Source organism: Streptomyces sp. NPDC085460, assembly GCF_044541975.1.
Taxonomy (GTDB): domain Bacteria; phylum Actinomycetota; class Actinomycetes; order Streptomycetales; family Streptomycetaceae; genus Streptomyces.
Genome location: NZ_JBITTO010000005.1, coordinates 121,997 through 134,323 on the forward strand (window position 1 = coordinate 121,997; position 12,327 = coordinate 134,323).

The window sequence follows — 12,327 nt, forward strand, 5'->3', positions numbered from 1 at the left end:
ACAGGGGTTCAGCGGCGCGCGGCCTCGGGGATACGCGTGGCCGGCCGACCGCAGGCGAGTGGGTCGGCGTGCACCGTGGCGTCCGGCCGGGCGCCGGAGTCGGAGAACCGAGGGATCGTCTTCACGCGGCCGACGATCGGCTGGGCGCAGCGGTCGCAGTAGGTCGGGCCGTACGCGTAGCTCATGACGAGCCTCCTCGAACGCGCTTGGTGATCAGGTCGGTTGCCGCGAACTCGCGGTAGAGGGTGTGTCCGGTGCGCCCGCTGTGCGTCATTGCCCACAGGTCGCTCTCCGCCTGCACCGGGGTCACGGGCGACTTCTCCTCGCACTCCCGGCACTGCACGTACCGGGCGGGAGGCCGGCGCGCGGGGTCCGGCAGAACCCGCCACAGGACGTGCCGCAGGATCGTCGTCATGCGACCTCACCCACTCGGGCGTCCTGGTCAACGAACACGTACAGCGTCCGCACGCCCCTGGCTGCGGCACAGCCGCGGTGGGCGAAGACGTGGGCTCCGCCGTGAGCGAGAGGCTGCACCCGTACGCACGCGTCGGCGCCGGGGTCCAGACAGTAGTTGCAGGCCCGTGGCCTGCGGGTTCGCGTCGCCATGGGAGGGACGGTAGGACCTGCAATTGCAGGGCGAGGGGGCGATTGCGCCGGATTGCGCACGGCGCGGAGGCGGGTGCGCGGGATTGTTCAGGAGGCGGTGAGGGCGGCCCGTACGCGGCCGATGAGGCGCTGTGCCTGCTCGCCGTAGACAGCGGACTCGGTCAGCCACTCCCACGACCGTTCGTAGAGCTCGACGGACGTCTCGTCCTCCAGCCACATCTCGGTGTTGATGGTCTCGACGATGACGAGCCGCCGATCGTAGATCCAGAACCCGTGCGAGGGAGCGCGGCGCAGACGGGCGCCGAGAGGGATGATGCCGAGCTTTACGGTATCGAGGCCGATCACGCCCACGAGCCGGTCGAGTTGGGCGGCGTGCACGGGGGCAGGGCTCGTGCGGGCGTGCAGGGCGGGCTCGTAGATCAGGAACTCGAACCGCTTGTCGGGGTCGTAGAGCGCTTCCTGACGCCGGATCCGGGCCCGTACGGCGGCCTCGACGTCCCGGGGCGTCTGCCGGAACTCGGCGTTCTGCTCGAAGACGTACCGGGCGTACTCCGGAGTCTGGAACAGGCCGGGGATCCGGACGACCTCGACGCCCCGGATGCGGCTGGTGGCGGCGGTCTCGGCGATGCCCTGTTCCTGGCGGGGGCGGTGGCCGGCGGCCAGCTGGCGGCGCCAGGACCGGTAGGTGGTCTCCAGACCCGAAAGGCGGCCCTTCAGCTCGGCCAGGGCCTCGGGGCGCCCTGCGGCGGCGGCCCACGCCTCCAGGTCGGCGACGCTCGGGGTCTGCTTGCCGTTCTGGAGGCGGGACACCTTCGACGCGGGCCAAGACAGGAGCGCGGCGAAGTCCTTGCCGTTCAGGCCGGTGTCGGCGCGCAGCTCGCGCAGGCGGGCTCCGAGCGCCTCGCGGCCGGCCTGAAAGTCCGTGCTCACGCCGAGGAACGTACCCGTTCCGCGTACTGGGCGGTCGGGATGGCGTGGTGCCATGCGGCGTCGCGGGCCTGGCAGGCGGCGGCAACCTCGGCCGGGTCCTCGGACAGGATGACGCCGAGGGTGGTGTCGTCCTCGTCGAAGACGAAGCGGGCCACGAGCCGGGAGTCGAACAGCCAGAAGTCGTAGTCCGGCAGCCCGAGCCGATGGGCCTGGCCGCGGGTGAGGTTGCGGATGTCCTCGCCCGCCGCGACGTTGCCGAGGCCGGACGCGAGGAGGTACGCCTGGCCCTCAGCCAGGGGCTCGTCGACCAGGCGGACCCGCCCGAACCGCTTCCCGGCGGCGGTCTGCCGCTGGACGTTCTCCCGCCAGGCGTCGACCGGCTCGGCGGCGATGTCGGCGCCGGCCTTCCACCGCTCCCACTTCGGACTGTTGCGGTCGGTGGCGTAGCCGCGGCGGGTCTCCAGGCGCCAGGCGGTGTGCTTGAAATCGGCGAACAGGTCACGGATCTCGGAGAACGGCACCATCTCGCGGGCCTCGGCGCGCGGAGCGAAGCGGGTCAGGAGCTCGCGCGGGACGGTCACGAACGTCTCGGACTCCTTGACGTCACGGAGCCGAGCGAGCTGGGCGGGATCGGTGACGCGGTCGCCCTGTACGAGGATGTCGCCCGTGGCCTCGACCTCGTACAGGGTGGGGCAGTCGCCATCATCGCTGGTGGTGCCGAGGAACCTGAGCGGCATGTCCGGGCCTCCCGTATCTGGTGGTTGAGGCACCAGGATGCGCGGTCGTGCGGCGCCGTGAGAGCAAATTGCGCGGGATTGCTGGGATGGCATCGACAGCACATCAGGGTGCTTCGTCACGATCCGTGACAGCCGGGAACCCTTTGAACCCGCCTGACCCCCTCGCGCCCTCCCCCGCGTCGTCCGTCCCCTAGGCGGGTGGGGGTGCCCCCCTGGGCGGTCGCGACTGTGTGTGAACATGCGAGGGCCCGCCGCGCCAGGAGGTGCGCGGCGGGCCCGGTCGGTTCACCAGCTGTTGGTGCCGGTGTCGTCCATGCGGGTGTGAGCCTTGGCGTCGTTGCGCATGGCGCTGAACGTGCCGTCGTCGATGCGAGTGATGGGGCCGGTCTTGAGCACGATGGCGTCGAGCTCGCCAACGCCCGCTATGGCGTTCCCTTCGGCGCTGAGGTGGGACCAGAAGAAGCGCAGGCCGACGGCTCGCAGGTAGTTGCGTCGTGCCGTCGCGGCCTCCTCGATGGCGTCGACGTATGCCTTGTGTGTGGTCTCCAGTTCCTCGCTGGCCTGGGCGGCACCCTGGGGGGCGGCCTTGCTCAGGGCGCGCATGGCGGTCAGGTACTCCTCGCCGATCAGCTGCTTGTAGGCGTGGGCCTCCTGCCTGGCATGGGTGAGGGCTTCCTGCTTGGCCTGGGTGTCGGGACGTTCGTAGGTCTCGGCGGTGCCGCCGGCGCGCAGGTGGGTGAGGAGTCCCTTCTGCTCGGCGTCGTTGGCCGTGGCCAGGGCGCGGGCTGCGGTGTGCATGGCCTCCTCGGCGTCGGACAGTTTGACGCGCATGTCGAGGAAGGCGTCGAGCGCGGGCCGTGCTTCTTCGGGGATGTACTGCATGGCCGGGAAGGTTGCGTGGGTGTGGTCGGACTTGACGGGCCAGGGGACTCGGGTTGCCATGTCAGATCTCCTTACGGGCGCCGCAGGTGAGGCAGTGGTAGGCGACGGCGTCGCCGAGGCGGATGCTGCTGGTGGCTTCGCGCTGGACGTCGGGCTTGGCGCAGCCGTTGCGGTGGTCGACGGTGGCGTCGGGGTCGCGGCCGTCGGTGAGGGCGTCGAGGTGGCCGGCGTCGGCGGCGGCCGCGATCTCCTCGGGGGTCATGTGCTTGAGGTCGGCGGTGCCGTACTGCTGGACGGGGCGCTCTCGGCGGAATCGGGGGGCGGTGGACATGGTGGGCTCCTTCGTGTGTCAGCAGTTGGGGTGTGTCGTCTCGCCGGTAGCGGCGTGTACGGGGTCGAGGGGCGTCCGACAGACCGTGCAGAGGGACGGTCCGGGTGTCACGGGCAGTGACTGACTGGGGGAAGGTGACGGCGAAGATGACGAAGGAGACGAAGAAACCGAGCTCGGTACGGGCGTCATCTTCGTCATCTTCGGGTCGTCTTCGGTGCCGTCAGTCACGTTGAGTGCCCAGACCCATCCCTTGCCGAAGCCGGATTTCTGGGAGGTGACGCCGGCCTTGGTGCGGGCGCGCTGGATGGTGTGCTTGGCGAAGCCGTCCTTCTCGGCGGCCTTGATGACGTCCCCCGCGGACGCCTCGCCGCCGTTGTCCCGCATGTAGTCGACGAGCCAGGCGACGGCCTCGTCGCGCTCGCCGCGGTCGGGTTCGCTGCCCTGGGCGAGGATGTCCTGCACGCTGCGGGTGGACTGGCCGAGGAAGACGAACCGGCCGACGTGCGCCGGGCCCTTCTTCGTGGGGACCTCGGCGGACTCGATGTTGTAGGCGAGCGACGGGAGGTCGGAGCGGCCCAGGCTGTTCTTCGCCTGCGTCATGACGCGGCAGTCGTTGTCGTCATCGCGGGCGAACCCGAACACGGCCCGGGGCACGTTCTTGAACGCGCCGGATCCGGTGATGAGCGAGGCGGGGTCGGTGCCCGCGCCCTTGCCGAAGTGGGCGATGCCGAGAAGGACGGCGCCGGTTCGGTCGGCCATGCGGGCGAGCGGGTCGAGGGCGGTGCGCACGTCGCGTTCGCGGTGGGTGTCGATGCCCTTGCCGATGCACGACATGAGCGGGTCGAGGACGACCAGCGCCACGCCGTGTTCCTTGATGGCGGCCTCCATCAGGGAGTTGTCCTGCGGAAGGCTGAGCGTGGTCTCGCCGTACTCGGCCTCGACGGCCTCGACCCGGTAGACGAGATCGAGGTCGGCGCCGGCGCCGATGAGGCGGGGAACGATCGTCTGCTTCCACGAGTCCTCGACGGCCACGTAGAAGACGGCCCGGGGCTTGCCGTGGAAGTTGCCGGGCAGGGTGCCGCGGGTGATGTGTGCGGCCATCCACATGCCGAACGACGACTTGCCGGTGCCCTCGCGGCCGGCGGCGACGGACAGAGCGCCGGCGGGTACGCGGCCCTCGCCGTCGTCGAGCCACGCCCACACGACGGGTTCGGGCTCGATGTCTGATGCGCGGGTGAGGCGGAGCGTGCGGCGGGGTGCCGCGGGGGTGTCGAGGTCGGACCAGTCCACGCCCTCTGAACCCTGTGAACCTGTTTCGGGGAGGCCCGAGAGCCCTGCCGCCAGGATGCTGGCGGGCGGCAGGGTCTCGGGGTTGTACGAGGTGGTCACGCGGTGGCCTCCTGGCCGAAGACGAGGTAGCGGCCGGGCTGCCCGGGGATGCGGATGGGCGGCCATCCCCGGGTTGCGCGGAGCTGATGGGGCTGGCGGTTGCTGGCCCGGTCGGCGGCGACCCGTCGCTCTTCGGCGGTCCGGCGGGCTGCGAGGGAGCGGCCGAGGGTGGCGGCGTGCGCGTTGGCGTCTGCGGTGATCTCCCGCCACCAAGCCTCGGGGTCGTTGTCCATGAGCCAGTCGAGCCGGTGCTGTTCGGCCTTCGCGCGACGGTGCAGTTCGGCGGCCTCCAGGGTGGCCGCGTAGCACCGCGGGTCCTTGGGGTTGAGCTGCAACCACTCGGCACTGCCGTAGGCCGGCCACGTGTCGACGCCGAGGGCGGCCACCTGCGTCTCCGCGCGGAGCGCCGTGACGTCGCCGGGGGTGATGCCCTCGGGTACGGCTCGCAGGGGGCGCCCCCGCCCGGTGTCGACCAGGCGGAGGCGATCCTGCGGGCGGGTGGTCACTCGCCCGCCTCGGTCATGACCTGGCGGAACAACTTCTCCGCGCAGGTGAGGACGGCCGTCACGTCGCCGTGCACGTCGATCTGGTCGAGGAGGATGGTGAAGATCTCGCGGACGAAGTTGTCCTCGGCGTTGCGGCCGAGCTCGCGGAGCTTGTCGACCTTCTCGCCCTCGGTGTAGTCGGCGACCATGCCGAGCGCCAGGCGGACGTCGAGCGCGCCGATCTTCGCCGGGTCGTACCCGACGTGAAGGGTGTCGCCGTCCTTGCGGTAGACGAACTTCACGCCCTCGTCGAGGGGGGTCTGCTCGATTCGGGCGGTGTGCCGGCTCCGGGTGAGCACCGATGCCTTGGCGCAGTCGTCGCAGAGCCAGTAGGTGTGGCCGGTGGTGGTGGTCTGGCGGTTGAGCGCCGGCTGCTTGCAGTACCCGCAACGCTGGCCGGAAGCCGGGCTGGCGGCCGAGCTGACTATGGCCTTACGCTGGTTCAAGACGTTCTCCTTCGAAGGAGACGAGGGGCCCGGGACTTGCTTGGTAGGCGACCCGGGCTCTCGTCATGTGGCGGACGTTGTGGCCCTCAGCCGGATTGCCGTCCAGCTGGGGGCTGTTTCATGCAGCGGTCGCGTGTGACTTCTGGGCCGTGACCCACTTCTCGACGTCATCCCAGTCCCACTTCAGGTAGCGACCGACCTTGAACGCGAGGGCACCGACACCGGTCCCGGCGTGGACCTGGTGGTAGATGGACTTCTCGGGCAGGCCGGTGTACTCGGAGATCTCGGAGAGGCCGGCGAGGGGGCGGGGAACCATGAACCCTCCAGGTGAATTGAATTCACCTCTAGTTGGGTGAATTCGCTACTGCGGCCGAGTATGCCCGGCGGTTGCCTGTTAGTGCAACCGCTCGCTAAGGTGGATTCATGTCACCTACTGAAGCAGGGGCTCCACTGGCCCCCGTCGCCGTCATCGCGAAGCGCGTGAGGGAGATCAGGCGCAGCCGCGGCTATACCGCTGCGCGGTTGGGGGAGCTGTTGTCTGAAAGGGGGATCCGCTGGGACCGCTTCACGGTGTCCAGCCTTGAGAGTGGTAAGCGCCAGAACGTCACGGTGGACGAGTTGCTAGCCCTCGGAACCGTGCTCAACGTCGCCCCGGTGCATCTGCTACTCCCTATCGATGACGATGAGGCGGAGTACCAGATCACCGCAGGAAGTAAGCCAAAGGTGGCCAAGGTGGCCGATGCTCGTTCGTGGGTCCGGGGTACGGCCTCTCTCGGCAACGGGCCGCATCGGGACTTCACGGCACAGGCGCCGGAACGTGAGTGGGTGAGCTTCGATACAACCTCGCCTGAAGGGCAACGCGCAGCCATCGAGTGGGCGAAGCAGTCCGGTCTCGGAACGGTAGCCGAGGGGGAATAGAGGCGTGGCGAGCATCAAGAAGCGCCCCAACGGTAAATGGCGGGCCCGGTACCGGGACGCCGCCGGCCGTGAGCACGCGCGGCACTTCGACCGGAAGGTCGACGCTCAGCGCTGGCTCGACGAGGAGACCGCGAGCATCGTCACCGGTCAGTACGTCGACCCGAAGGACCGGAAGGTCACCGTCGACGAGTGGTGCGACACATGGATCGAGGGCTACGGCTCACGCCGGGAGTCGAGCGTCCGCCAGGCAAAGGTGCACCTTGCGCGGATCCGGCAGGAGTTCGGCCCGCTGCCGTTGGTTGCGGTGCAGCCGAGCGCGGTCCGGAACTGGCTTGCGCGGCTGCGGAAGGAAGGGCTGTCGGCGTCGTACCTGTTCGCGCTGCACTCGCGTCTCTCCCAGGTCATGCGCGATGCCGTCCTCGACAAGAAGGTGCCGGCGAACCCGTGCTCGCGCCGTACGTCGCCGGGGGCGGGGAAGCAGCGGGCGTACGTGGCGACCGAGGCGCAACTGTGGGCCCTGTACGGGCAGGCTGAGGAGAAGTACCGGCCCGCTCTGCTGCTCGGCGCGTTCGTCGGGCTGCGTGTCGCCGAGGCGTGCGGACTACGGCCGGAGGATGTCGACCTCGACGGCCGAACGATCACGCCGGCGGTGCAGTACCCGGCGGTGCCGTTGAAGACGGAGATGAGCGGCGAGACGGTGCCGATCCCGGACAGTCTCGTCTCGGCGTTGAAGCCGCTGTGCGCGGACCGCTCGCACCTGCTCGTCGACGAGAACGGCGTGCAGATCGGCCCGTGGCAGATTGACCGGGAGATGCGGCGTATCCGCGGCAAGGTCGAGGGCCTGCCGGCCGGGTTCCGGTTCCACGACCTGAGGCACTTCTACGCGTCGCTGCTGATCGCGTCGGGCGCGGACGTGAAAGTGGTCCAGCACCGTCTCCGCCACGCTTCGGCGAAGACGACGCTGGACACCTATGGGCACCTGTGGCCCGACTCTGACGAGTCGACGCGGACCGCTGTCGAGCGCGTCATGAGCGGCAAGATCGAAAATCTTGCGGACTCTGTGCGGACTGGGGGTGCATCGGAGTGACGAACCCCCAGCTCACAGGGTGGGTACGGCTTAGAGGTCGTAGTAGAGCTCGAACTCGTGCGGGTGCGGGCGGAGCTGGATCGGGGCGATCTCGTTGGTGCGCTTGTAGTCGATCCAGGTCTCGATCAGGTCGGAGGTGAAGACGCCGCCGGCCTGGAGGTACTCGTTGTCCTCCTCCAGGGCCTTGAGCACGGCCTCCAGGTTGGTCGGGACCTGCGGGACGCTCGCGTGCTCCTCGGGGGCGAGCTCGTACAGGTCCTTGTCGATCGGCTCCATGGGCTCGATCTTGTTCTTGACGCCGTCGAGGCCCGCGAGGAGCAGGGCGGAGAAGGCGAGGTACGGGTTCGAGGACGGGTCCGGCGCGCGGAACTCGACGCGCTTGGCCTTCGGGTTCGAGCCCGTGATCGGGATGCGCATGGCGGCGGAGCGGTTGCGCTGCGAGTAGACCATGTTGACCGGCGCCTCGAAGCCCGGCACCAGACGGTGGTAGGAGTTCACCGTCGGGTTGGTGAAGGCGAGCAGCGACGGGGCGTGCTTGAGGATGCCGCCGATGTAGTAGCGGGCGGTGTCCGAGAGGCCCGCGTAGCCGGCCTCGTCGTAGAACAGCGGGTCGCCGTTGGCCCACAGCGACTGGTGGACGTGCATGCCCGAGCCGTTGTCGCCGAAGATCGGCTTCGGCATGAAGGTCGCGGTCTTGCCGTTCCGCCATGCGACGTTCTTGATGATGTACTTGAACAGCATCAGGTCGTCGGCCGCGGCGAGCAGCGTGTTGAACTTGTAGTTGATCTCGGCCTGGCCGGCGGTGCCCACCTCGTGGTGCTGGCGCTCGACCTGGAGGCCGACCTTCTCCAGCTCCAGGGACATCTCGGCGCGCAGGTCGGCGAAGTGGTCGACCGGCGGGGCCGGGAAGTAGCCGCCCTTGTAGCGGACCTTGTAACCGCGGTTGTTCTCCTCCGCACCGGTGTTCCAGGCGCCGGCCTCGGAGTCGATGTGGTAGAAGCCCTGGTTCGCCGAGGTCTCGAAGCGGACCGAGTCGAAGACGTAGAACTCGGCCTCGGGGCCGAAGTACGCGGTGTCCGCGATGCCGGTGGAGGCCAGGTACGCCTCGGCCTTCTTCGCGATGTTCCGCGGGTCACGGCTGTACTGCTCGCCCGTGATCGGGTCGTGGATGAAGAAGTTGATGTTGAGCGTCTTGTCGCGGCGGAACGGGTCCAGGCGGGCCGTCGAGAGGTCGGCGCGCAGCGACATGTCGGACTCGTGGATGGCCTGGAAGCCGCGGATCGACGAGCCGTCGAAGGCCAGCTCCTCGGACGGGTCGAAGGCCGTCGCCGGGATCGAGAAGTGCTGCATCACGCCGGGAAGGTCGCAGAAGCGGACGTCGACCATCTTGACGTCCTCGTCCTTGATGAACTTCGCGACCTCTTCGGCGTTCTGGAACCCCTGCTTGGACATCCAACTCCTCCTACTCCCGGCCCGGGGAGGGGCGGGGTTGCAGCTCGGTGATGCGGCCAGTGCGGTGGCGCACGCTCGGACCCGACCCTAGGCAGTCGGGATTTCTCAAGCATGACCCATTTGTTTCGTGGAAGTTAACCGGGGCGGGTGGCGGCCCTCCGTGTCGCGCCCCATGCGCACCCGGACCGAAGTGATCGAAAACGGGCGCAGTACGGTGGTCGGGTGGACAACAGGCAAGCACTCGGATCGTGGCTCTCCGGCCCCCGCGCCGCGGCGGAGCAAGCAGGCGTGGACTTCGGCCACCGGGGCAAGCAGCTGGGCCTGCCCGAGGAGGGGCCGGGCTCGATCGCCCGTCCCGGGGCGCGGCTCGGGGCGCTCGCTGTGGACTGGGGCCTGTGCCTGCTGATCGCATACGGTCTCCTCACCGACGGCTACAACCAGGCGACCGCCAACTGGGCCCTGCTCATCCTGTTCGTCCTGAACGCCCTGACCGTCGGCACCGTCGGCGCCACCCCGGGCAAGCTCCTCTTCCGTCTGCGGGCCGTCTCGGTCCGCGGCGGGCGGCTCACCCTGCCGCGCGCGGTGCTCCGCGCGGCCCTCACCTGCCTGGCAATCCCCGCCCTGATCTGGGACCGGGACGGCCGCGGCCTGCACGACCGCCTCTCGGGCGCCGTCCAGGTGCGCGTCTGACCCGCGCCGCCCACCGGACGCGAATCGGCGCGCCGCCCACCGGACGCCGAATGGCGCGCCGCCCACCGGACGCCGAAACGGCGGTGCCCCGGACCTCGCGAGGTCCGGGGCACCGCCGTTCTTCCGTTCTCGTGCGCGTCAGCGCATCTTCCCGCCGCGAGGCATCTTCATGCCCTTGGGCATCGGGCCCTTCGGGAGGGGCATGTTGGACATGAGGTCGCCCATCGCCCGGAGCCGGTCGTTGGCGGCCGTCACCTGGGGGCCGCTGAGCAGCCGGGGCAGCTTCAGCATCTTGGTGCGGACCTTCTTGAGCGGGACCTGGCCCTGCTCCTCGTCGTTGCCGACGACGAGGTCCGTCACCGGCACGTCGACCAGGACGCGGGCCATCTTCTTCTTCTCGGCCGCGAGGAGGGGCTTCAGCCGGTTCGGGTTGCCCTCGCCGACCAGGACGATGCCCTGGCGGCCGACCGCCCGGTGCACGACGTCCTGGCTGCGGTTCATCGCGACCGCGGGGGTCACGGTCCAGCCGCGCCCGATGTTCTGCAGCACCGCCGCGGCGGCACCCGGCTGCCCCTCCATCTGCCCGAAGGCCGCCCGCTCGGCGCGCCGCCCGAAGACGATCGCCATCGCCAGGAACGCCAGGACGAAGCCCAGGATGCCCAGGTAGACCGGGTGTCCGATCAGGAAGCCGATACCGAGGAGGACACCGAGTACGACGATGCCCACGCCGGCCACGACGAGCCCGACCTTGGGGTCGGCCTTCCGGGTCATCTTGTACGTGAGGGCGATCTGCTTCAGTCGCCCGGGGTTCGCGGCGTCAGCGCCGCCCGTGTTTGCCTTCCTCGCCATGCCTTGAAGTCTACGTGGCCCGCGACGTCCGGCCAGACGCGGCCTCCAGGACGTGCTGGGCCTCGACGCGGTCCTTGGCGCGGCGGCGGTCCTCCAGGACGGAGGTCCAGGCGTTGCGCCGGGCGGTGCGCTGTCCGGCGCCCAGGAGGAGTCCCTCGACGACGCGGAGGGCGTCCGTGACGGACGGGAGGGCGGCGGCCCGGACGTGGGTCGATGCGGCCGGCATGAGGGGTCCTCTCTCGGAAGCGGATGAGACGAGGTGGGGGAGTGAGCGGATGGTGGCGTTGTGTGGATCCATGCTCACAGAACGGTGTTACCAGGGCATGACCCGGCGGTCAAACACTGATGAAACGCTGACGCCGCCCCTCCGAACGGCGGAGCGGCCCGTACGGCCCCGCTGAACTGCGGGGTGGTACGGGCCGCTCTCCCACCCGACCTACCTGCGGGTAATCACTTGTGCGGCGACTCACACCGCCTGAACGGCCTCCACCGTCGTCCCGCGCTTCTCGATCGCCTGCTGGTACAGGCGGCCGGCCCGGTACGAGGAGCGGACCAGCGGGCCCGACATGACGCCGGAGAAGCCGATCTCGTCGGCCTCCTCCTTCAGCTCCACGAACTCCTGCGGCTTCACCCAGCGCTCCACCGGGTGGTGGCGGAGCGAGGGGCGCAGGTACTGGGTGATCGTGATGAGCTCGCAGCCGGCGTCGTGCAGCTGCTGGAGCGCCTCGCTGATCTCCTCGCGGGTCTCGCCCATGCCGAGGATCAGGTTGGACTTCGTGACCAGACCGTAGTCACGGGCCCGGGTGATGACGTCCAGCGAGCGCTCGTAGCGGAAGCCCGGACGGATCCGCTTGAAGATCCGCGGCACCGTCTCGACGTTGTGCGCGAAGACCTCGGGGCGGGAGGCGAAGACCTCCGCCAGGAGCTCGGGCACCGCGTTGAAGTCGGGGGCGAGCAGTTCGACCTTGGTGCGGCCGGCGGCGCGCTCGGCGGTCTGCTGGTGGATCTGGCGCACGGTCTCGGCGTACAGCCAGGCGCCGCCGTCCTCCAGGTCGTCGCGGGCGACGCCGGTGATGGTGGCGTAGTTCAGGTCCATCGTGACGACCGACTCGCCCACGCGCCGCGGCTCGTCGCGGTCGAGCGCCTCCGGCTTGCCGGTGTCGATCTGGCAGAAGTCGCAGCGCCGGGTGCACTGGTCGCCGCCGATGAGGAAGGTCGCCTCACGGTCCTCCCAGCACTCGAAGATGTTGGGACAGCCGGCCTCCTGGCACACCGTGTGCAGGCCCTCGCTCTTCACGAGGCTCTGCATCTTGGTGTACTCGGGCCCCATCTTGGCGCGGGTCTTGATCCACTCGGGCTTGCGCTCGATGGGGGTCTGGGCGTTCCGGACCTCCAGGCGCAGCATCTTGCGTCCGTCGGGTGCGACTGCGGACACATCGGCTCCTGTAGCTTCGATTCTTCGGCG

The 12,327-nt window shown here is 69.5% G+C and carries 17 protein-coding genes; 3 read left to right on the forward strand and 14 right to left on the reverse strand.

Annotated elements, in window-relative coordinates; genetic code table 11:
* Nucleotides 1-8: 8 nt before the first annotated feature.
* From ACIGHB_RS14370 to ACIGHB_RS14415, 10 genes are all read right to left on the reverse strand, one after another.
* Entirely contained in the window at nt 9-185 is a 177-nt protein-coding gene (locus tag ACIGHB_RS14370; RefSeq protein ID WP_399912970.1) for a hypothetical protein, read from the reverse strand.
* Entirely contained in the window at nt 182-415 is a 234-nt protein-coding gene (locus tag ACIGHB_RS14375) for a hypothetical protein (protein ID WP_399912973.1), read from the reverse strand. The genes ACIGHB_RS14370 and ACIGHB_RS14375 overlap by 4 nt, the downstream gene beginning before the upstream one ends.
* 278 nt (nt 416-693) lie before the next feature.
* Nucleotides 694-1,536, reverse strand: coding sequence for a helix-turn-helix domain-containing protein (locus ACIGHB_RS14380; RefSeq protein WP_399912976.1), 843 nt, complete (start codon nt 1,534-1,536; stop codon nt 694-696).
* Entirely contained in the window at nt 1,533-2,273 is a 741-nt protein-coding gene (locus tag ACIGHB_RS14385) for a DUF6879 family protein (protein WP_399912978.1), read from the reverse strand. Before ACIGHB_RS14385 ends, ACIGHB_RS14380 begins: the two co-directional genes overlap by 4 nt.
* A gap of 285 nt (nt 2,274-2,558) precedes the next feature.
* Entirely contained in the window at nt 2,559-3,215 is a 657-nt protein-coding gene (locus tag ACIGHB_RS14390) for a hypothetical protein (protein ID WP_399912981.1), read from the reverse strand.
* 1 nt (nt 3,216) lies between these two features.
* Nucleotides 3,217-3,486, reverse strand: a complete 270-nt coding sequence (locus ACIGHB_RS14395) for a hypothetical protein (RefSeq protein ID WP_399912984.1) — start codon at nt 3,484-3,486, stop codon at nt 3,217-3,219.
* Between the two features lie 18 nt (nt 3,487-3,504).
* Nucleotides 3,505-4,875 (reverse strand): AAA family ATPase, encoded by a 1,371-nt coding sequence (locus ACIGHB_RS14400; RefSeq protein ID WP_399912987.1) that lies wholly within the window; start codon nt 4,873-4,875, stop codon nt 3,505-3,507.
* Complete coding sequence (locus ACIGHB_RS14405; protein WP_399912990.1) at nt 4,872-5,381, reverse strand: hypothetical protein; 510 nt, start codon at nt 5,379-5,381, stop codon at nt 4,872-4,874. The genes ACIGHB_RS14400 and ACIGHB_RS14405 overlap by 4 nt, the downstream gene beginning before the upstream one ends.
* Nucleotides 5,378-5,866 carry a hypothetical protein gene (locus ACIGHB_RS14410; protein WP_399912993.1) on the reverse strand — a complete coding sequence of 163 codons (489 nt, stop codon included), beginning with the start codon at nt 5,864-5,866 and terminating at the stop codon, nt 5,378-5,380. Before ACIGHB_RS14410 ends, ACIGHB_RS14405 begins: the two co-directional genes overlap by 4 nt.
* A 118-nt stretch (nt 5,867-5,984) precedes the next feature.
* A complete protein-coding gene (locus tag ACIGHB_RS14415; RefSeq protein WP_399912995.1) occupies nt 5,985-6,182 on the reverse strand; it encodes a helix-turn-helix transcriptional regulator in 198 nt (65 codons plus the stop codon).
* Between the two features lie 107 nt (nt 6,183-6,289).
* On the opposite strand from ACIGHB_RS14415, the gene ACIGHB_RS14420 reads away from it, so the two are divergent.
* Both ACIGHB_RS14420 and xerC read left to right on the forward strand, forming a co-directional pair.
* Nucleotides 6,290-6,784, forward strand: a complete 495-nt coding sequence (locus ACIGHB_RS14420; protein WP_399912997.1) for a helix-turn-helix domain-containing protein — start codon at nt 6,290-6,292, stop codon at nt 6,782-6,784.
* 4 nt (nt 6,785-6,788) lie between these two features.
* Entirely contained in the window at nt 6,789-7,871 is a 1,083-nt protein-coding gene (gene xerC, locus ACIGHB_RS14425; RefSeq protein ID WP_399913000.1) for a tyrosine recombinase XerC, read from the forward strand.
* 30 nt (nt 7,872-7,901) lie between these two features.
* Here xerC and glnA read toward each other — a convergent pair whose 3' ends face one another.
* The gene (glnA, locus tag ACIGHB_RS14430; protein WP_360321259.1) at nt 7,902-9,323 is read right to left on the reverse strand and encodes a type I glutamate--ammonia ligase; all 1,422 of its coding nucleotides are present in this window, start codon (nt 9,321-9,323) and stop codon (nt 7,902-7,904) included.
* A 222-nt stretch (nt 9,324-9,545) separates the two neighbouring features.
* Between glnA and ACIGHB_RS14435 the strand changes: the two genes are divergently transcribed.
* Nucleotides 9,546-10,013 (forward strand): RDD family protein, encoded by a 468-nt coding sequence (locus tag ACIGHB_RS14435; RefSeq protein ID WP_360321262.1) that lies wholly within the window; start codon nt 9,546-9,548, stop codon nt 10,011-10,013.
* A gap of 138 nt (nt 10,014-10,151) precedes the next feature.
* On the opposite strand, the gene ACIGHB_RS14440 is transcribed toward ACIGHB_RS14435, so the two are convergent.
* The 3 genes from ACIGHB_RS14440 to lipA all read right to left on the reverse strand — a co-directional run bounded on the left by ACIGHB_RS14440 (nt 10,152) and on the right by lipA (nt 12,297).
* Nucleotides 10,152-10,862, reverse strand: a complete 711-nt coding sequence (locus ACIGHB_RS14440) for a DUF4191 domain-containing protein (protein ID WP_360322339.1) — start codon at nt 10,860-10,862, stop codon at nt 10,152-10,154.
* A gap of 10 nt (nt 10,863-10,872) precedes the next feature.
* Entirely contained in the window at nt 10,873-11,088 is a 216-nt protein-coding gene (locus ACIGHB_RS14445) for a hypothetical protein (RefSeq protein ID WP_360322336.1), read from the reverse strand.
* A 240-nt stretch (nt 11,089-11,328) separates the two neighbouring features.
* Nucleotides 11,329-12,297 carry a lipoyl synthase gene (gene lipA / locus ACIGHB_RS14450; protein ID WP_360322333.1) on the reverse strand — a complete coding sequence of 323 codons (969 nt, stop codon included), beginning with the start codon at nt 12,295-12,297 and terminating at the stop codon, nt 11,329-11,331.
* Between the last annotated feature and the right edge of the window lie 30 nt (nt 12,298-12,327).